The 19,306-nt window shown below is 62.0% G+C and carries 14 protein-coding genes; 6 read left to right on the forward strand and 8 right to left on the reverse strand.

The annotated features are described in order from the left end of the window. The first annotated feature begins 48 nt into the window (after positions 1-48). Genes CAF77_RS13630 through CAF77_RS13645 form a run of 4 tightly spaced genes read left to right on the forward strand, consistent with a single transcriptional unit; the run spans position 49 to position 3,094 of the window. Positions 49-1,404 carry an HD domain-containing phosphohydrolase gene (locus CAF77_RS13630; protein WP_064383860.1) on the forward strand — a complete coding sequence of 452 codons (1,356 nt, stop codon included), beginning with the start codon at positions 49-51 and terminating at the stop codon, positions 1,402-1,404. A gap of 60 nt (positions 1,405-1,464) precedes the next feature. Beyond that, positions 1,465-1,899: an NUDIX domain-containing protein gene (locus CAF77_RS13635; RefSeq protein WP_085654746.1), complete on the forward strand. Its 435-nt coding sequence runs from the start codon at positions 1,465-1,467 to the stop codon at positions 1,897-1,899. 23 nt (positions 1,900-1,922) lie between these two features. After that, positions 1,923-2,561, forward strand: coding sequence for a LysE family translocator (locus CAF77_RS13640; RefSeq protein ID WP_011335760.1), 639 nt, complete (start codon positions 1,923-1,925; stop codon positions 2,559-2,561). Positions 2,562-2,563: 2 nt separating this feature from the next. Then, positions 2,564-3,094, forward strand: coding sequence for a GNAT family N-acetyltransferase (locus CAF77_RS13645; protein ID WP_085654749.1), 531 nt, complete (start codon positions 2,564-2,566; stop codon positions 3,092-3,094). Here the strand turns inward: CAF77_RS13645 and metR are convergent. Then, positions 3,078-3,995, reverse strand: a complete 918-nt coding sequence (gene metR, locus CAF77_RS13650; protein WP_007953158.1) for a transcriptional regulator MetR — start codon at positions 3,993-3,995, stop codon at positions 3,078-3,080. The genes CAF77_RS13645 and metR overlap by 17 nt on opposite strands. 111 nt (positions 3,996-4,106) lie before the next feature. On the opposite strand from metR, the gene metE reads away from it, so the two are divergent. After that, positions 4,107-6,419 carry a 5-methyltetrahydropteroyltriglutamate--homocysteine S-methyltransferase gene (gene metE, locus CAF77_RS13655; protein ID WP_085654751.1) on the forward strand — a complete coding sequence of 771 codons (2,313 nt, stop codon included), beginning with the start codon at positions 4,107-4,109 and terminating at the stop codon, positions 6,417-6,419. 42 nt (positions 6,420-6,461) lie between these two features. Here the strand turns inward: metE and CAF77_RS13660 are convergent, their stop codons facing one another. Beyond that, on the reverse strand, positions 6,462-11,996 hold the full coding sequence (locus tag CAF77_RS13660) for a dermonecrotic toxin domain-containing protein (RefSeq protein WP_085654752.1): 5,535 nt from the start codon (positions 11,994-11,996) through the stop codon (positions 6,462-6,464). A gap of 205 nt (positions 11,997-12,201) precedes the next feature. Here CAF77_RS13660 and CAF77_RS13665 point away from each other — a divergent pair, with 205 nt between their 5' ends. Next, the gene (locus CAF77_RS13665; protein ID WP_064383855.1) at positions 12,202-13,236 is read left to right on the forward strand and encodes an alpha/beta fold hydrolase; all 1,035 of its coding nucleotides are present in this window, start codon (positions 12,202-12,204) and stop codon (positions 13,234-13,236) included. Between the two features lies 1 nt (position 13,237). Here the strand turns inward: CAF77_RS13665 and CAF77_RS13670 are convergent, their stop codons facing one another. From CAF77_RS13670 to CAF77_RS13695, 6 genes are all read right to left on the reverse strand, one after another. Then, the gene (locus tag CAF77_RS13670; protein WP_162831789.1) at positions 13,238-13,567 is read right to left on the reverse strand and encodes a GlpM family protein; all 330 of its coding nucleotides are present in this window, start codon (positions 13,565-13,567) and stop codon (positions 13,238-13,240) included. Between the two features lie 20 nt (positions 13,568-13,587). Continuing rightward, positions 13,588-14,916, reverse strand: a complete 1,329-nt coding sequence (locus CAF77_RS13675; RefSeq protein WP_064383854.1) for a sigma-54 dependent transcriptional regulator — start codon at positions 14,914-14,916, stop codon at positions 13,588-13,590. Further along, the gene (locus CAF77_RS13680; protein WP_064383853.1) at positions 14,913-16,826 is read right to left on the reverse strand and encodes a sensor histidine kinase; all 1,914 of its coding nucleotides are present in this window, start codon (positions 16,824-16,826) and stop codon (positions 14,913-14,915) included. Before CAF77_RS13680 ends, CAF77_RS13675 begins: the two co-directional genes overlap by 4 nt. Positions 16,827-16,983: 157 nt before the next feature. Continuing rightward, positions 16,984-17,718, reverse strand: coding sequence for an amino acid ABC transporter ATP-binding protein (locus tag CAF77_RS13685; protein WP_064383852.1), 735 nt, complete (start codon positions 17,716-17,718; stop codon positions 16,984-16,986). Next, the gene (locus tag CAF77_RS13690) at positions 17,715-18,386 is read right to left on the reverse strand and encodes an amino acid ABC transporter permease (RefSeq protein ID WP_064383851.1); all 672 of its coding nucleotides are present in this window, start codon (positions 18,384-18,386) and stop codon (positions 17,715-17,717) included. The genes CAF77_RS13685 and CAF77_RS13690 overlap by 4 nt, the downstream gene beginning before the upstream one ends. Next, entirely contained in the window at positions 18,386-19,132 is a 747-nt protein-coding gene (locus CAF77_RS13695; RefSeq protein ID WP_064383850.1) for an amino acid ABC transporter permease, read from the reverse strand. Before CAF77_RS13695 ends, CAF77_RS13690 begins: the two co-directional genes overlap by 1 nt. Positions 19,133-19,306 lie beyond the last annotated feature (174 nt).

A 19,306-nucleotide genomic window follows, 5' to 3' on the forward strand; every position in this document is an offset into this window, starting at 1 on the left:
GTCTGTCGGCGCGTCAGTCATGTCCAACGTTTTTCACGAGGCTTCGCCATGGAAGAGCCGTCCGCCCCGATTTCGCCGCCCCGGCCCAAAGTGCTGCTGGTCGATGACGAGGAACCGATCCTCAACAGCCTGCGCCGTCTGCTGCGCGGCCAGCCTTATGACGTGTTGCTGGCCACCAGCGGTGCCCAGGCTCTGGAAATCCTCGAGCAGCAACCGGTGAATCTGGTGATGAGCGATGCGCGCATGCCCAACATGGATGGGGCTACGCTGCTGGCTCGCGTTCATGAGCTGTACCCGGCGACCGCGCGGATCATGCTCACCGGCTACGCCGAACCTTCTGCAATCATCAAGGCCATCAACGAAGGCCAGATCGAGCGCTACATCAGCAAACCCTGGAACGACGAAGAAATGCTCCTGACCTTGCGTCAGGCCTTGGCGCATCAGCACCTGGCGCGCGAGCGCGAGCGTCTGGAACAACTGACGCGAGCGCAAAACGATCAGCTGAAGTTGCTCAACAGCACTCTGGAAAAGCGCGTCGCCGCCCGCACCGCCGAGCTGCAGCAGACCGCCGACATGCTCGATCTGGCCTACGAGGAGCTCAAGCGCAGTTTCCTGACAGGCACCGAAATGTTCTCGTTGCTGGCCAACCTGCGCCTGCCGCCGACCAAGCAGACCAACCGGCAGATCATCGAACTGGTGCGCTGCTATTGCCGCGAACATCGGTTTGATGAAGCCGCCAGCCGCGACCTGACCATGGCCGCCGCGCTCTACAACATCGGCAAGCTGAGCTGGACCGACAGCATGATGACCACGCCGTCGGACCTGTTGCACAGCACTGAGCGCGATCGCTATCGGGCGTATCCGAAACAGAGCGAATCGCTGTTGATGACCCTTGACCCGATGAAGGATGCCGCGCGGCTGATCCTGCATCATCAGGAACACTGGGATGGCAGCGGGTTTCCCGACCGGCTCAAGGGCGAAGCCATTCCCTTGGGTTCGCGGCTGTTGAAACTGGCGGTGGATTTCGTCGAGTTGCAGCGCGGGCTGATTCTCGAGCGGCAAATGAACAGTGATGAAGCGTTGCTGTACCTGCGCCAGTACGCCGGCAAACTTTACGATCCCGAACTGATCGAGGATTTCATCAAGGTCTGTGCAATGGTCAGCGACATCACCCTGACCGATCCGAGCGTCAAGGTGCTGGGTACCCGGGAGCTGGCAGCGGGGATGATCCTGGCGCGCAATCTCAACGCCGACAACGGCATGTTGCTGCTCAATGCCGGCAAGGTGCTGAGTGCTTTGCTGGTGGACAAACTGATCAGTTTCGAAGCCATGGAGGGCGCTAAATACAAGGTGTTCGTGAAAGTACCGGAGGAGGGGGAAAGCGTGCTTCTGGCCCAGGGGTGATGACGCTGGCGCGGTCGGCATGGGATCCTTGCGGTTTTTCCCAAGGCCGATGGCTGACCCATGACCTCTGTATCCGCTGTTTCCCCCCGCATCATTCGTATTGCCGCCGCGTTGCTGCTCAACTCCGCCGGCCAGACCCTGCTGGTGCGCAAGCGCAACACCACGGCGTTCATGCAACCGGGCGGCAAGATCGAGGACCACGAGCTGCCGGTGCATGCGCTGGCCCGTGAGCTGGAAGAAGAACTGGGACTGGTGATCGATACGGCGCAGGCGAGCTTTCTCGGCCAGTTCTCGGCACCCGCCGCTAACGAGCCGGGATTCGTCGTGCAGGCCGAGATCTTTCAGCTGACCATCGACGCCGAAGTCTCCCCGGCCGCCGAGATCGAAGAGGTGATCTGGATTGATCCTGCCACCGACGGCGATGTGGTTCTCGCCCCATTGACACGCGACCTGATCCTGCCGTTTTATCGAGCCTCGCTGACCGCGATCGCCTGATCATTCGTGCAAAGGACTTCGTCATGATCCCGCTTCAAGACTTGCTGATTTTTGCCGCCGCCGCACTGCTGATGGTACTGACGCCGGGGCCGAACATGATCTACCTGATCTCGCGTTCGATCTGTCAGGGACGCCGTGCCGGGGTGACTTCGCTGCTCGGCGTGGTGGCGGGTTTCTTTGTGCATCTGTTCGCGGCGGCTGCCGGTTTGACTGCGGTGTTTCTCGCGGTGCCGATGGCCTATGAAGTGTTGAAATGGGCCGGTGCGCTGTACCTGTTGTGGCTGGCCTGGCAGGCGGTGAAGCCCGGCGCCCGTTCGCCATTCGAGGCGCAGCAACTGCCGGCGGATTCGTCGCGCAAACTGATCACCATGGGCTTTCTAACCAGCGCGCTGAACCCGAAAATCGCGGTGTTCTACCTCTCGGTATTTCCTCAGTTCATTACCCCGGAACACGGCTCGGTGTTCACTCAAAGCATCATTCTCGGCCTGACCCAGATCAGCGTCAGTTTCAGCGTCAATCTGTTGATCGCGCTCTTCGCGGCGGGAATTGCGTCGTGGTTCGTCAGCAATCCGACCTGGCTGGCGGCGCAGCGTTATTTCATGGGGTTTGTGCTCGGCGGTCTGGCCGTACGGCTGATGCTTGAACAACGCCGGTCGGCTTGAGCATGTGGATCGAGCGGCTGGACGCCAGTCATGCGCTGGCTTATCGCGAACTGATGCTGGAAGCCTATGACCGGCATCCGCAGGCGTTCACCTCCAGCGTGCGCGAGCGCGCAGTGATGCCGCTGAGCTGGTGGGAGTCACGCCTGACCAGCAAGCTCGACGCGGTGTTCGGCGCATTCGAAGGCGGCCGGCTGGCGGGTATCGTCGGCCTGGCGTTCGAGCCTCGGGAAAAGGCCCGGCACAAGGCAACGGTGTTCGGCATGTATGTGTCGGCCGAGTATCGCCAGCGCGGTCTGGGTTTGAAACTGATGGAGGCGGTGCTGGGTGAAGCGCAGCAGCATCCGGCGCTGAAAGTCGTTCAACTGACCGTCACCGCCGGCAATGACGCGGCGTTCAATCTGTACCAGCGCTGCGGCTTCATCCAGTTCGGCCTCGAACCGATGGCGGTGCGGGTCGGCGAGGACTACTTCGACAAGATCCACATGTGGTGCGCGCCTTTCGTGCCAACCGCCAGCCTCAACGAACCGCGCTGACCCCATCCAGGGTCGAGAACGAAGTGTCCTTGGCCGTCAGCAGGAAGTCGCGCATGTACGGCGCATCCAGCATGTCGGCGCGGATCGCTGCGTACAGCGTGGCAAACAGACCTTTCTCGCCCAGCCGCTTGCCCTTCACGTAACCCCGCGAGCTGTATTCATGCAGCGCCCAGTGCGGCATGCCGCACACGCCACGGCCGCTGGCCACCAGTTGCATCATCATCACCGTCAGCTCAGAGGTGCGTACCTGCGCCGGTTCGATGTCGGCCGGTTCGAGGAAACGGGTGAAGATGTCCAGCCGATCGCGTTCGACCGGGTAGGTGATCAGGGTTTCGGTCAGCAGGTCTTCGGGAACGATGTACGGTTTGCTTGCCAGCGCGTGCTGATTGGCGACCGCAAGCATGGCTTCGTAGGTGAACAGCGGCACGTAGGTGATACCGGCGATTTCCAGCGGGTCGGACGTCACCACCAGATCCAGGTCGCCCCGTGCCAGCGCCGGCAGCGGTGCAAACGAGAAACCCGAAGCGAGGTCGAGTTCGACTTCCGGCCACGCATCGCGGAACTGGTCGATGGTCGGCATCAGCCACTGGAAGCAGCTGTGGCATTCGATCGCCATGTGCAGACGTCCGGCAGTGCCACCGGCCAGACGCCCGATATCACGCTCGGCGGCGCGCAGCAGCGGCAGGGTCGCGTCGGCCAGTTGCAGCAGGCGCAGGCCGGCGCTGGTGAAGCGCACCGGTTTGGTCTTGCGCACGAACAACGGCATGCCCATGCGCTCTTCCAGCTCCTTGAACTGGTGGGACAGCGCCGACTGGGTCAGGTGCAGGCGGTCGGCTGCGTCCACCAGGCTGTCGGCTTCACGCAGGGCATGCAGGGTTTTCAAGTGACGGATCTCAAGCACCGCAGGCTCCATGAGGAAAATTTGTGATCAACACGAAAAGGTTGAGTTTGTCTCATGTTGCCCTGGCTGTCGACAATGGCGCCATCTTTTACGCAATGGAGAACACTCGACATGGCCGTGGCACACACCCTGGGTTTCCCGCGCATCGGCGCCGACCGCGAACTGAAAAAAGCCCTCGAAGCCTGTTGGAAAGGTGATCTTGATCAGGCCGCCCTGAATCAGGTCGGCCGCGAACTGCGCGCCAGACACTGGCAACTGCAGAAGGACGCCGGCATCGACCTGCTGCCGGTCGGCGACTTCGCCTGGTACGACCAGGTGCTGACCCACTCGCTGACCTTCGGTGTGATCCCTGAGCGCTTCGACACTGTGCGCGACGAGCGCGGCCTGCCGACCCTCGACACCTTATTTGCTATGGCCCGTGGCGCCACGTCTTCCTGCTGCGGCGGCGAGCACGGCAAGACTCAATACGCCCAAGAGCTGACCAAGTGGTTTGACACCAACTACCACTACCTGGTCCCGGAATTCAGCGCAGACCAGCAATTCAAGCTGAGCTGGGAACAGCTGTTCGATGAAGTCGAAGAAGCCAAAGCCCTCGGTCACAACGTCAAACCGGTGATCATCGGCCCGCTGACCTACCTGTGGCTGGGCAAGGCGAAAGGCAACGGCTTCGACAAGCTCGATCTGCTTGAGCGCCTGCTGCCGGTGTACAACCAAATCCTCGGTCGTCTCGCGGCACAGGGCGTGGAGTGGGTGCAGATCGATGAGCCGATCCTCACCCTCGACCTGCCGCAAGCCTGGAAAAGCGCTTTCGAACGCGCCTATCACATCCTTCAGTACTCGCCATTGAAGAAACTGGTGGCGACCTATTTCAGTGGCCTGCAAGACAACCTTGGTCTGGCCGTCGGCCTGCCGGTACAAGGCCTGCACATCGATGCGGTGCGTGCACCGGAGCAACTCGGTCAGGTGCTGGATCGCCTGCCGACCTACAAGATTCTGTCGGTCGGTCTGGTCAACGGACGCAACGTCTGGCGCTGCGAACTGGAGCAGGCGCTGGCACAACTGCAACCGGCGCAGGAGCGTTTTGGCGACAACCTGTGGGTCAGCAGTTCCTGCTCGTTGCTGCACAGCCCGGTGGATGTCGAGCGTGAAGACAAGCTCGATCCGGAACTGAAAAGCTGGCTGGCGTTCGCCGTGCAGAAGTGCAGCGAAATCTCGGTGTTGCGTGATGCGCTGAACGACCCGCAAGCGCCGAACGTGCAAAGCGCACTGGCCGCAAGCCGCGCCATTCAGCAAAGCCGCGCCCGTTCGCCGCGCATTCACAAGGCCGAAGTTCAAGCGCGGATCGAGGCGATCAACGCCAGCGACAGCCAGCGTCATTCGCCGTTCGCCAAACGCATCGCCGCGCAACAGGCGCGTCTGAAATTGCCGACGTTCCCGACCACCACCATCGGCTCGTTCCCGCAGACCGCCTCGATTCGTCTGGCTCGTCAGGCGTTCAAGCAGGGCAAGCTGTCGGCCAACGATTACCACGATGCCATGCGCAGCGAAATCCGCCATGCGGTGCAGGTGCAGGAACGCCTGGGCCTGGATGTGCTGGTGCACGGTGAAGCCGAGCGCAACGACATGGTCGAGTACTTCGCCGAACAGCTCGACGGTTACCTGCTCACCCGCTTCGGCTGGGTCCAGAGCTACGGTTCCCGCTGCGTGAAACCGGCGGTGATTTATGGCGATCTGAGTCGTCCGAACGCCATGACCGTAGACTGGATCACTTATGCCCAGGGCCTGACCGACAAGGTCATGAAAGGCATGCTGACCGGCCCGGTGACCATGCTGATGTGGTCGTTCCCGCGCGAAGACGTGTCGCGCAAAGTCCAGGCGCAACAACTGGCGCTGGCCTTGCGGGACGAAGTGGTGGACCTGGAAAACGCCGGGATCAAGATCGTGCAGATCGACGAAGCCGCGTTCCGCGAAGGCCTGCCGCTGCGCCGTGAACAATGGCAGGAATACCTCGACTGGGCGGTGCAAGCGTTCCGCCTGACAGCCTCGGGCGTGAAGGATGAAACCCAGATTCATACCCATATGTGCTACAGCGAATTCAACGATGTGATCAAGGCGATTGCCGACATGGATGCCGACGTGATCACCATCGAAACCTCGCGTTCGGACATGGAATTGCTCGAGGCCTTCGAAGCGTTTGACTACCCGAACGACATCGGCCCGGGTGTCTACGACATCCACTCGCCGCGGGTGCCGGACACTGCCGAGATGGTCAAGTTGATGAGCAAAGCGGTAAAACGGATTCCGGCCCAGCGCCTGTGGGTCAACCCCGACTGCGGGCTGAAAACCCGCGCCTGGCCGGAGACCGAAGCAGCGCTGGTCAACATGGTCGCGGCGGCGCGGCAGTTGCGCAGTCAGTTGGCGTAACACGCAAGAGACAGGGAGCGGCGAACCGCTCCCCGGGTCGTGTCAAAGCGCTTCGAACCAGGGCAGCACTGGCGAACGCTTGCCGATGTCGGCGTAGGGCAACGTTTGATCGTCAGCGTGGGTTTTGCCACGGTGTTCAGGCAGTTTCAAATGGGCTTTTTCGAAGTCGCCGAACGCTGGCCTGGCTTTGCTGTAGTGAAAATGTGCATACCACAACAGCCGGGGCGGCTGGAGGCTCAGATCGCGAATTTCGTATTCCTGCAGGTAATCTGGCCGGCCGTCGGTGCGATTGCGCAGTTGCTTCATCAGCGCGACCTTGCGGACCTCCACGGCATTTTGTTGCAGCAGATCTTCGAGCATGCCATCGGTGGGGCTTCGGCTGGCAAGGGTCTGCCGGGTGCGCATTTGCCGTCCTTGAATACGCATTCGGGCCGCCATGGCGTTCAGTTCTGCGACCACCGGATGTCCGGCGGACAGGGCTTCGATATCTCTGGCCCGGCGCGACAAGTCATTGGCTTCACTGACCATCATGTGTTCCAGATCCACCGGGAGCATGTCGTGTTCGGCATAGGTCTGCACCTTTGCCTGATAGGCCGGTTGTCCATCAAGCCGCTTGCGCGCATCGGCCAGCAGTGACGGCAGATGGCGGGGCGCCGGCGGCAGTGTTTGTGGCGGTGGCGTCACCTGGCGATACCGGCCGTTGGTTGCCTGTTCCCAGACTTGCTGCCCGGCTTTGCCGTGGTTCAGGACGAATTGCCGTTTGCGGGTTCTGAGTTCCCAGTTCTCCACCCCGATCAGCCACTGATCGTTTTCGGTCCGGAAGATTTTCTTGTCGCGCTGCCCGCCAGGGCGAGCGGGTACCGGAAGGTCGATGGCCTTTCTGGCACGCTCGGCCATGGCTTCCACGCCGGCCATCAACGGTTCGAACTCTTCCATATGAAAGTACTGGGGGTAACTGGCGGTCCACTGGTTCATTTCCCGGCGATATTTTGCATAGGTGTCGAGGCAGTCAGTCAGTATCTGCATGCGCTGCGCCCGCGTGGCGCTGACTTCCGACAGACTGAACTGAGTGAAGAGGGCTCGGTCCATGTCGGCCCGCAATTGCCAGGCACTTTGTTGCAGATAACGCCAGGAGATATCGCCGGTGTGTTCGAAGTTCTGCACCGTCTCCAGGCGTTGCGAAGTCTTGACGTACCCGAGATTGAAATCGGTCATGCGTCGGTTCATGTCATCGACCACCGCCCTCAGTCTGGCCCTGTCCGTTTGCACGGTGATGAGGCTGTACCAACGGTTGAGATCGCTCATGAATCCTTCGACGTCCTCGATAGCGCTGATGATCTCGAGACGGGTCCGGTGCATGTCCTGACGCTGTCTCCAGCGCGCGTCGATCGACTCCGCCGGCAGCGCATCGAGGGCCTCATGCTGTGCATCGAGGTCATCCAGTCTTTTCCTGATGCGCTGGTTGGTGATCAGCGCGCGGTGTTTGAGGCGGTCGGTGATCAGTTTGGCGTCGCGGCTCTGTATATCCAGCAAGGCACGCAGCTTGTTGCCGTGGGAAAGGGGACGCAGCTCGGCCACTGTCTGAAACTGACGCTTGGCCAAGGCGATGTCATCCCGGCAGCATTTTTCTGCTGCCAGTCTGAACAGCAGATTATCGGGGTGCTGGTAGTGGGTATTGATCACCACTTCGCTTCTTCGAACCTGGGCGTCGATGCGGTTGCTCAAACTGTCACATTCAAGGGTCAGCCGATGGTGCAACCGATAAGCGCGGTCGACCCACCGGCGCGGCAGGCGGTTGCGGATGGCTTGCGGCCAGACCGGATCGAGGGTGTCGGCGATGTACCCCAGCACATTGCCGCCACCGAGTCCCCCGCCCTCGAACGTGGTGCCGTAGACACCGAACCAGGTATCCCACTCACCTGCCTCGTTCAGGGCGATGGGTTGTTTATAGGTCTTGCGAGGGGTGCCGCTCAAACGCCAGTTGCGTGAATCACGACTCCATTCGACTTTGTAGACCCTGCCCTGGCGGACGATGAAATTCCCGTCGGCATGCCGGTAAATGTTTCGCCACACGCCACTGTCGACCGGTTGCACACCGGCCAGCGAGAGTGGGTTCTCATATTCGTATCCGGCGAATCGTTCGACGATGCGGCGCGTCTGGGTTTGATTGCGCAACGTCAGCGCTGCTGAGTCTGTCGCCAGGTTCCGAAGCAGGCGGGTGCGGGTCGCCGAACGGGCTTTGAGGCTCGCGCCGGCGCCGGGCAAAAGATCGATGGCGGCATCGATCAGGCACAGCAGCAGCGATTCGACCTCGGCCAGCCCATCGCCGACCTTGCCCCGCAAAAACGCCGCGACGGCCTGATTGCCGGCGATCCAGGCGTCATACAGCGCGATTGCCGTACCCACGAAGGGCACCAGCCCCAAGGCCATTTTCAAGTAGTTGAATACTCGGGGACCATTGAGGGCATAGCGCTCTTGGTACAGCGCTTCATTTGAGCGCGAGGTGCCGCGATGGGCCTCGATCAGGCGGCCCATGTGGGCATCGAGCAGATGCGCGGCGAGCGATGTGGTGGGTGGCCATTTCAGTCCGACGCCGATCATGCCGTCAAAGCGTTTATCCACTGCTTCAGCGATACGTTTTTCGTGGGCCCGGACGCTGCCCTGCAAGGCGCGGCCGGCGAGATAGCGGATCATCGTGTCCTGGCTGCAGCGATGGAACAGATCCTTGCGAGCCGCTTCGAGGCTGTCGTAACCACGCAGGAATCGACCGTCGGGCGCGTCCGGCAGGTACAACAAAGTCGTGCCGCCTGCCTGTTCTTCGATAAAGGTCACGCCGGACAGCGTAGCGGGCCCTTCGCCCGGTGTGTCCGGACCACCGGCGGACAGGAACGCCGGGCGCAGCACAATACGTCGATCACCATGGTTCCAGGCTTCGTCGGTGTCGGCATCGATGGCCGTATCGAAGATCTGCAACGCAGATTGGTCGATCTGATGTTGCAGCCATGCGCATCGACCTTGCAGCCTGAGCATCAGGCGCCAGGGTTCGAGCAGGCATTCGCGCCGATGATCCCGCCGGAACGGCGGCTCGTTGGTCGCGCCTTTGAAGGTGGAGTGGATCAGTTGCTCGTAGGCCTTGGGCAGATCCAGCTCCGGCAGCAGCTTGCGCAGATAGGGAAGGGTGATCCCCTCAAGCAGGACAGAGCGTTCGCGGTCGTCGCTGGCACTGACTTCGACCTGCATGAAGTCCAGGCGCATCAGCAAGGGTTCCAGATTCATCGACGGTGTATTGTCGATGTTGAGCTGCGCCAGGGTCTCCAGCGACAGGCTGCTGCGGGTGGCGCTGGGTATCGCCACCAGTTTCTGAGGTGTGCCGGGGGCGCCGGGCGCGTTGAATGTCTGCTTCTGCAGTGCCACCGAATCCGGCAGGTTCAGTTGCACCGAAAAATGCCCTTCAAGGGAGAAGTCCCGACGCAGCCGTTCCTGCAGACGCTGGCGGGTGAAATCCTCGCGAGGCGGCAACGTGACGGTCAGCAATGCGTGACTGCGGTTCATCGCAACGATCCACGCCTGGATCAGTTCCTTGAGGGGGCGGCGTTCGGTTTGCGGCAGATTACGCAGCCAGTCGGGCAACTGTGTGGCGAGGGTGGCGCTGCGTTGCTGATCCAGTCGAAAGTCCATGGCCAGCCGTCGAGCTGCGTGGATTGGCACTTGTAGAAGGGCAAGCGTCTGGCTGCGCAGGTGTTGCAGCTCATCTGCACGCTGCCGTGCCTGCGAGGGTTCGCTGTTGCGTTGGCGAATGGTGGCCGCCCGGGTTTCGAACTCGCCGGTCAGCTGATTCAACGCGTAGTGCAGCGGATCGCCTGAGAGTGGTGTCAACACCAGCGCCGGGCTGTCTGCATTTGCATGCACCTTGAACAACTGCTGTTCCAGGGCCTGGCGATCGGCGAACCGTTGCAGTCCGCCGCCGCTGCCGGGCCAGTAGAGCATCAGGCTTTGCGTGCGGTCTGGTGGACGCTGCCGGCGCATCAGCACGAAAGCGCCGTTGATCTCTTGATGGTTGATCGTGGTGCTGCTTTCTTCGGACTCGGTCAGCGACAGCGTGAGGCTGGCTGCTACAAAATCGCTGTCGGCGCTGTCGGCTGTGCCAAGCATTGCTGTCAGCAGCTGATGTTCTTCAACGCTGATCTGATTCAGGGCCCGTTGCATTTGCGCTTCGGCAATCAGCCCTTGTCTGTGGGCGTTGTACAGCGCGGTGAACTGCCGATTGAACGTGGGGATGTCCAACGTTCGCTCACGCTCGAGCAGCGCCCGCGCGGCGAGGTCGGCGGCTTGCTCGGCGTTTTCCTGCGTCGTTTGCAGCGCTCTGAACGAGCGCAGGGCTTCATCATCCGCCAATGACTCCAGTGCATCGAACGCTCGCTTGACGGCAACCTGTCGCAGGGACCAGGGCACATCGGCCTGCAGGTTGCCGAACAGTGACGGTTCGTCTTCGCTCTCCGGCGTCGGGGCCGGGCTGTCCAGGCCGGGAGGTGCGCTGAACGTGGCGAGGTTGCGCTGGCGGTCGATCCGCTCGGCGATGTCCAGCGAGCGAGGGCCGTGCTCGGCCAGATCGCGTTTGCCGTCCGATCCGTTGCGCAATGCGGCGACTTGGGTCATTTGCTGCTGCGACAGCCACTCAGTGAAGACCATCGTCAGTGAGCGGCCGACCGCGGCATATTCGACCTGGAGGTTCTCGACCGGCAGTCCGGCGGGCACGAATGGCGGCTGCGCCAGCCAGGTCTGCACATCACTGCGTCGGGCGAAGGCCTGGATCGCATCCGCCTGGTCGGGTACGTACAGCAAGTGGGCGGCGTCGTCTGCGCGACTGATGACCCAGGCGGCCGCCGGTCTGACCCGCACGCCGTTGTGCAGTCGCAGGGTCGGCAGTTCGATGCGCAGGGTATCGTCCGAAGCGCTGCGTGTTTGCGCCCCGTCCATCAGCGCCCACAGGGGTTCCAGCTGTTCAGCCGTTACCGTGCGCCGGGCAAAGGCCATTTGTGCGGCGGCCTCGACATGTCCCCGATACAGACGATCGGCCTGATCCCGGCGGGACAGCGGCGTGCCCGGCGCTCGGGAGCTCCAGTAAGCCTGCCAGCGCTCATCAAGCGCCAGTGCCGGTTCGAGAGCCTTGATCTGTTCAAGCAATTGCGACGGGGTGAGTGTCGACAGGGCATGGGCACTGTTCACACCGGTCAGCCGGCATCGGTTGTCGAGCCATTCTTCCAGTCGCGGATGCTGAACGACGAAGGCGCAGGCTGCCGTGAGACTGACAAAACGCTGCGCGTGCCTGTTGGTCGGGTGAAACAGCAACCCGCACTGCTGCCCGTCCAGCCCCAGTTTTTCGTGGAGCAAGCGGTCGAGGGTATCGCGAACCGAGGGCGCGCCAGCGCACAGTTGGCGCAGCCCTTCGCTGCATGTCCGCCGACGGATTGCCGCGCCCTGTAGCAGGCTTTCATCGACAGAGAGGGGCAGAGGGGGGAACTCGTGCTGCAGGTTCAGCGGGGCAGGGAGATTTTCTAAAAAGGATCGTTCGACCATGGCGACAAGCTCAGACAGAGAGCGGCGGATCCGCTCATTCAGGCGCCATTCAAGAGCAATGGTCAGGGAGCGGGTGGTGCATGGTTATCGGGTCCAGCCGACCGCTCGGCACTCTTCATCAAACTGTCATCGAACTGTGGCAGCGCGCTTGAACAAACTTCATCAGACTCGCGCTCTATTGGGGTTCTGCGTTTCGGTGTTTTTCATGTTCAAGGGATTTTTTGCAATCGCGGCGTTGTTGGCCGCGGTTTTTTTCGTTCCGGCGTCCTACGCGGCGTCGCGTTGCGACGTCAATGTACCGACCGAACGGGTCGATCTGCAGCAGGTGAGTCTGGCGTACCAGAGCATCGGTCGTGCGTCGGATCCGGCGTTGCTGCTGGTGATGGGACTGGGCGGGCAGTTGATCCACTGGCCGGATGAAGTGGTGGTTGCGCTGTGTCAGCAGGGGTTCCGGGTGATCCGCTATGACAACCGCGATGTCGGTCTTTCGACATGGCGCCAGGCGCCGGCCGACGCCAATCTGACCTTTGAAGTGCTGCGCTACAAACTCGGCCTGCCGGTGGCGGCGCCTTACAGCCTGACCGACATGGCCGACGATGCGCTGGGCCTGATGGACGCGCTGCACGTCGAGCAATTCCACGTGCTCGGCGCGAGCATGGGCGGGATGATCGCTCAGCACATGGCGGCGATGGCACCGCAACGGGTCGAGAGCCTGACGCTGATCATGACCAGCTCCGGTGCCGAAGGGTTGCCGGCGCCGAGCGCGGCGTTGGTGCAGTTGTTGTCACGGCGCGGTGCTCCCAATCGCCAGATCGCCTTGGAGCAACAGGCGGATCTGCTGGCGGCGCTGGGCAGTCCGACGGTCACTGATGATCGCCAGATGTTGCTGCATCAGGCGGCGCTGTCCTATGACCGGGCGTTCAATCCCGAAGGCGTGAAGCGCCAAATCATGGCAATCCTCGCCGAACCGAGCCGGGTGGCGTTGCTCAATCAACTGCGCGTCCCGACCCTGGTGGTGCATGGCACGGCCGATCCGTTGCTGCCGGTGATGCACGGCGTGCACCTGGCGGCGCACATTCGTGGCAGTCAGTTGCGACTGATTCCGGGGCTGGCGCACCGTTTTCAGGAAGCGTTCAAGGAGCCGTTGCTGGCGGCAGTGTTGCCGTATTTGCGCGAGCATCGCGAAGACACGTCGCACTGGGCGCAGATCGAACCGGTGGCAGAGCACAACCTGCTCTGACTCAGGCGTGCAGCCGCACCCACACCGACACCAGCACCGTCGCCGCCATCAGCCACGCCACCGCCGCCACCGCCAGCGACGCTTCGAGACGCATGCGGTCGACCATCACGTACAAGGTCGCCAGATACACGAAGTACGGAATGATCGACCACATGCCGAACACGATGGTGGTCTTCAGGTCGTCGATCGAACGGCCCTTGCCGACGATGTAATGGGCAATCAGGGCGAAGGTCGGGAACAGCGGCACCAGCCCTGCGATGTAGTAGTTCTTGGTCTTGGCCAGCATGGCGAGGATTACCACCACGGCCGCACCGAGCATTGCCTTGAAAATCAGATCCACATCGTTCTCGCTTAATGGCTCAAGCCGTATTTCTTCACTTTGTCGAACAGCGTGGTCTTGGCCATCCCCAGTTCCAGGCTGGCCTGGGTCAGGTTGCCGCCGCTGCGTTGCAGGGCGTCGCTGAGCAGGTTGCGCTCGAACGCTTCCACCGCTTCGGCGAAAGCCAGGCCCTGACCTGCGCTGCCCGCGCCGGTTTTCTTGAACGCCGGCAAGCCGAGGGCAAAACGCTCGGCGACGTTGCGCAGTTCGCGCACGTTGCCCGGCCAGTCGTGGCTCATCAGGCTCGACAACGTCTGGTTGTCCAGCTCCGGCAGCGCCCGGTCGAAGCGCAGGGCCGATTGCTGGGTGAAGTGTTCGAACAGCTGCAGGATGTCTTCGCGGCGCTCGCGCAGGGGTGGCAGTTCCAGCGTCACCACGTTGAGGCGGTAGTACAAGTCGCTGCGAAATGCCCCGGCCTTGCTCGATTCGTCGAGATCGGACTTGGTGGCTGCGATCACCCGGCAATCCACCGCCACGCTCTGGTTCGAGCCGAGGCGTTCGAGGGTGCGCTCCTGCAACACCCGCAGCAGTTTGATCTGCAACGGCAGCGGCATGCTTTCCACTTCGTCGAGGAACAGCGTGCCGCCGTCGGCGTGTTCGATCTTGCCGATCCGCCGTTTGCCGGCGCCGGTGAAGGCGTTGGCCTCGTGACCGAAGATTTCGCTTTCGAACAGGTTTTCCGGCAGGCCGCCGCAGTTCAGCGCGACAAATTGCTTGGTGTGGCGACGACTGAAGTCATGCAGGCAGCGGGCGACCAGTTCCTTGCCGGTGCCGGTTTCGCCTTCGATCAATACGTTGGCCGAGGTGTCGGCGACGTTGGCGATCAGTTCGCGCAGGTTCTGCATGGCCGGCGAACGCCCGATGATCCGCCCTTCAAGGGAATCGCGTTCGGCCAGTTGCCGGCGCAGGGACGAGACTTCGCGATTCAGGCTGCGCTGCTCCAGCGCACGGCGGGCCACATCGACCAGACGCTCGGGGGAGAACGGTTTTTCCATGAAGTCGTAGGCGCCTTTCTGCATCGCGCCGACGGCCATGGAGATGTCGCCGTGGCCGGTGATCAGCACTACCGGCAGGCTGCGGTCGCGTTGCTTGAGCCGGGTCAGCAGTTCCAGGCCGTCGATGCCCGGCAGGCGAATGTCGCTGATGACGATCCCGGCGAAGTTGTCGCCGACCTGCTCCAGCGCTTCTTCGGCACTGCCGACGCCGATGCAGGGGATGTCTTCGAGGGTCAGCGCCTGCTGGCAGCCGAGCAGGACATGGGGGTCGTCTTCGACGATCAATACACTGAGGTCGTTGTTCATATTGGCTCGGCAGGAGTAGGGCTTACCAACGGTAAACTGAGGACGAAAGTGGTACCACCGCTGGCCGGGTGCTCGACACCCAGATGCCCGCCGGTGGCGGCGGCGAGGCTGGCCGACAGGGTCAGGCCGAGGCCCAGGCCCTGTTCGCCGGGTTTGGTGGTGAAGAACGGTTCGAACAGGTGCTTGCGCGCTTCGGCGTCGATGCCGTGGCCGTTGTCGCGCACTCGCAGGCGATATTTGCCGTTGAATTCTTCACCTTCCAGCCACAGTTCCGGCAGCGGTTGCGCCTGCATGGCGTCGAGGGCGTTGCCGATCAGGTTGACCAGAATCTGTTCCAGGCGGGTCTGGTCGATCTGCACCTGCACATCGTCGAACTGGCGATGCAGTTGCAGGGATGCACTTTCGACGCGGGCGCCGAGCACTTGCAGTGCGGCATCCACCGCTTTGCCGAGGCTGGCGCGGCCCTTGTCGTCGCCGCGCCGGGCGAAGGAACGCAGGCTGGCGGTGATCCGACCCATGCGGTCGATCAGGTCGTTGATGGTTTTGAGGTTGGTGCTGGCGACATCGAGCTGGCCGCGCTCAAGGAAGCGAATGGTGTTGCCCGACAGCGTGCGCATCGCCGCCAGCGGCTGGTTCAGTTCGTGGGCGATGCTGGTGGACATCTGGCCGATGGCCGCGAGTTTGCCGGCCTGCACCAGTTCGTCCTGGGCGCGGCGCAAAGTCTCTTCGGCCTGACGCCGTTCGCGGATCTGGCTCTTGAGCCGTTCGTTGCTGGCGCGCAGGTCGGCGGTGCGTTCGGTAATCCGACGCTCCAGCTGATTGTTGGCTTCCTGCAAGGCTTCGCGGGCGGCGAGGCGGGTGGCGATGACCTTGCGCCGCTCGTTCCAGGCGATCAGCAGGAACGCCACCAGGGCAAACGCCACGGCCACCAGAATCCCCTGATTGATCGCCTCGCGCCGCAGGTCCTGTAACGGGGTGAGCAGGGTGAAATTCCACGGGGTATCGCTCAGCGGCCGGGTTTGTGCGAGGTAGCTGATGTTTTCTTCATCGCCATCCTGCTGGCTCGGCACCTCGCTGTTGGCCGGGAAAGTGAGTTTCTCCACGCCTTCGGACAGGGTTTCCCGGGCCAGCGGTTGCAGCTCGTTCAACGGGAACCAGTAGTACTGCAGGCTGCGGGCGAGTTTTTCCTTGGTCTCGTCGCTCAGCGGTATGACCGATTTCAGGCGCCGGGCCGGATCGCTGGACAGAATGATGATGCCGTTTTCGTCGCTGACGAACGCTTCAAGGCGCGCCCGCTGCCAGCGTTCCTCCAAGGCTTCCAGACGCACCTTGACCACCGCGACGCCGATGATCTTGCCGTGTTCTTCAAGGCCGTGGGCCAGGTAATAACCGGGCTCGCCGTTGGTGCTGCCGATCCCGTAAAAACGTCCGGGCTGGCCGCGTACTGCGTTCTGGAAGTAAGCGCGGAACGACAGGTCTTCACCGAGGTAGCTGTCGACGTCGCGCCAGTTGCTGGTGGCCATGACACGGCCGGTGGTGTCCATGACGTAGATGGCCCGACTGCGGCTGCGCCGGTTCAGGCCTTCAAGGTAATCGTTGACCGTTTGCCGGTGGTCCGGGGTCGGGTCGTCCAGCAACTGCGCAACGCTCGACTCGAGCTCCAGCAGGCTGGGCAGGTAGGTGTATTTGCTGATCTCGCTTTCGACCGCGCGAGCGTGCAGTTCCAGCTGGCGCTGGCCGTTTTCGCCGAGGCTGCGGATACCGAAATGTTCGCTGGTCCAGAAGCCGATGTAACCCAGTCCGATCATCAGGGCGATGACCAGCGGCGGCAGGAACAGGTGGCGGATCAGACGGGGTTTCACGGCAAGTGATGGCGGCGTGGCGCGATAGAGGGTGGGGTCGCATTTCATCACAGATGCCTTGGGTCAACCACAACACTTACCTGATAGCTGTCACTGCCCCTGTGGGAGCTGGCTTGCCAGCGATAGCGGTCTGTCAGTCGCCATCATCGACAACTGACGGGGCCCCATCGCGGGCAAGCCCGCTCCCACAGGAAACGCAGTGCTTTTAGTGCTGCAGGATTTTCTCGAGGAAATGCTGCGCGCGTTCGGAGCGTTGTTTGATGTCGCCGAAGAACTCTTCTTTCTTGCAGTCTTCGATGATCTTGCCGGCGTCCATGAAGATCACGCGGTCGGCCACTTTACGGGCGAAGCCCATTTCGTGGGTCACGCACATCATGGTCATGCCTTCGTGGGCCAGCTGCACCATCACGTCGAGCACTTCGTTGACCATTTCCGGGTCCAGCGCCGAAGTCGGTTCGTCGAACAGCATGACGATCGGGTCCATTGCCAGCGCACGGGCGATCGCCACACGCTGTTGCTGACCGCCGGACAATTGGCCGGGGTGCTTGTGGGCGTGAGCCGACAGGCCGACGCGCTCGAGCAGTTGCAGGCCTTTCTTGGTTGCTTCTTCCTTGCTGCGGCCCAGCACCTTGATCTGCGCGATGGTCAGGTTTTCGGTGATGGTCAGGTGCGGGAACAGTTCGAAATGCTGGAACACCATGCCCACGCGCGAGCGCAGTTTCGGCAGGTTGGTCTTCGGATCGGCAATCGATGTGCCGTCGACCACGATGTCGCCTTTCTGGAACGGCTCCAGTGCGTTGACGCACTTGATCAGGGTCGACTTGCCCGAACCGGACGGACCGCAGACCACGATCACTTCACCCTTTTTGACCTCGGTGCTGCAATCGGTCAGCACCTGGAAGTCCCCATACCACTTGTTGATGTTCTTGATAGAGATCATACGGCGAACCTTTTTTGCAGACGCTTGACCAGCTGCGAGGCGGCAAAGCTGATGATGAAGTACATGAGACCTGCGAAGATCAGGAACTCATTCGAACGGCCAATGATGTCGCCACTGGCGCGTGAAGCGTTGAGGAAGTCCACCAGGCCCACGGTGTAGACCAGCGAGGTGTCCTGAAACAGGATGATGCTCTGCTGCAGCAGCAGCGGGGTCATCTTGCGGAACGCCTGGGGCAGGATGATCAGGCGCATCATCTGGCCGTAGGTCATGCCCAGGGCCTGCGCCGCGCCCATCTGGCCTTTCGGGATCGACTGCACGCCGGCCCGGACGATTTCGCAGAAGTAGGCCGCTTCGAACATCATGAACGCCACGATGCACGAGGTGAACGCGCCGATCGGGGTGTCTTCGCCGGTGATCCAGCGCAGCACGAACGGCACCGCCAGGTAGAACCAGGTGATCACCAGCAGCAGCGGGATCGAACGGAAATAGTTGACGTACGCGCCGGCGATGCTCGACAGCAGTTTGCTGTGGGACAGGCGCATCAGCGCGAGGATGGTGCCGAGGATGATCCCGCCGACCACGCCCAGCGCCATCAGCTTGAGGGTCATCAGCATGCCGTTCCACAGGCCGGGAATGGCCGGAACGATGCCACTGAAATCGAATTCCATTATTTACCCCCCACGGAGATCAGGCCGGGCACGGCGACTTTCTTCTCGACCATGCGCATCAGCAGCATCAGGCTCATGTTGAGGGTGAAATAGATCAGGGTCGCCAGGGTGAAGGCTTCAAACAGGTTGGCCGAGAATTCGGCGGTCTGTTTGGTTTGCGCCAGCAGCTCCATCAGACCGATCAGGGACGCCACGGAGGAGTTCTTGAACACGTTCAGGAATTCCGAGGTAAGCGGCGGAATGATGATCCGGTAGGCCTGGGGCAGCAGCACGTTCCAGTAGATCTGCGGCAGTTTGAAACCCATGGCGCGGGCGGCGGATTCCTGGCCCCGTGGCAGCGCCTGGATGCCGGTGCGAACCTGTTCGCAGACCCGGGCGGCGGTGAACAGGCCCAGGCAGACGACAACGCTCAGGTAGGCCGAAGTGGTCGGGTTCAGATCCTGTTTGTACCAGTCCTGCAGGTTTTGCGGCAGCAGGTCGGGCACCAGGAAGTACCAGATAAACAGCTGAACCAGCAGCGGCACGTTGCGAAACAGTTCCACGTAGCAGGTCGCGATGCCCGATACGAGGCGGCTCGGCACGGTGCGCATGATGCCCAGCAGCGAGCCGAGCAGCAGGGCGATGATCCAGGCCACGACGGCGATGGCGATGGTCCAGCCCAGACCGGAAATGAACCAGTCGAGATAAGTCTCGCTGCCCACGCCGGTGGACTTGAAGAACACGCCCCAGTCCCAGTTGTAATTCATTAGGGTCTCCCCTCGAAATCGATCGATGTACAAGCACCCGCTTGGGGAAGATCCTTTCCCGTCCGACGTTGAACGCCGGGCACACGCGATCGGCTCGGAAACCGCCAGGTCGAGTGTTCCACAGTAAAGCCAGCAGGTAGTAACAGACGCCTGAGGGAGGGTGGCTCCCTCAGG

Source organism: Pseudomonas sp. R15(2017) (assembly GCF_002112685.1).
GTDB classification, from domain to species: domain Bacteria; phylum Pseudomonadota; class Gammaproteobacteria; order Pseudomonadales; family Pseudomonadaceae; genus Aquipseudomonas; species Aquipseudomonas glycinae.

Coding starts and splice junctions, on each gene's coding strand:
- CAF77_RS13635 (WP_085654746.1), top strand. CDS start 1,465: ATGACCTCTGTATCCGCTGTTTCCCCCCGCATCATTCGTATTGCCGCC.
- CAF77_RS13660 (WP_085654752.1), bottom strand. CDS start 11,996: ATGGTCGAACGATCCTTTTTAGAAAATCTCCCTGCCCCGCTGAACCTG.
- CAF77_RS13690 (WP_064383851.1), bottom strand. CDS start 18,386: ATGGAATTCGATTTCAGTGGCATCGTTCCGGCCATTCCCGGCCTGTGG.
- CAF77_RS13640 (WP_011335760.1), top strand. CDS start 1,923: ATGATCCCGCTTCAAGACTTGCTGATTTTTGCCGCCGCCGCACTGCTG.
- CAF77_RS13645 (WP_085654749.1), top strand. CDS start 2,564: ATGTGGATCGAGCGGCTGGACGCCAGTCATGCGCTGGCTTATCGCGAA.
- CAF77_RS13665 (WP_064383855.1), top strand. CDS start 12,202: ATGTTCAAGGGATTTTTTGCAATCGCGGCGTTGTTGGCCGCGGTTTTT.
- CAF77_RS13675 (WP_064383854.1), bottom strand. CDS start 14,916: ATGAACAACGACCTCAGTGTATTGATCGTCGAAGACGACCCCCATGTC.
- metE (WP_085654751.1), top strand. CDS start 4,107: ATGGCCGTGGCACACACCCTGGGTTTCCCGCGCATCGGCGCCGACCGC.
- CAF77_RS13680 (WP_064383853.1), bottom strand. CDS start 16,826: ATGAAATGCGACCCCACCCTCTATCGCGCCACGCCGCCATCACTTGCC.
- CAF77_RS13685 (WP_064383852.1), bottom strand. CDS start 17,718: ATGATCTCTATCAAGAACATCAACAAGTGGTATGGGGACTTCCAGGTG.
- CAF77_RS13630 (WP_064383860.1), top strand. CDS start 49: ATGGAAGAGCCGTCCGCCCCGATTTCGCCGCCCCGGCCCAAAGTGCTG.
- CAF77_RS13695 (WP_064383850.1), bottom strand. CDS start 19,132: ATGAATTACAACTGGGACTGGGGCGTGTTCTTCAAGTCCACCGGCGTG.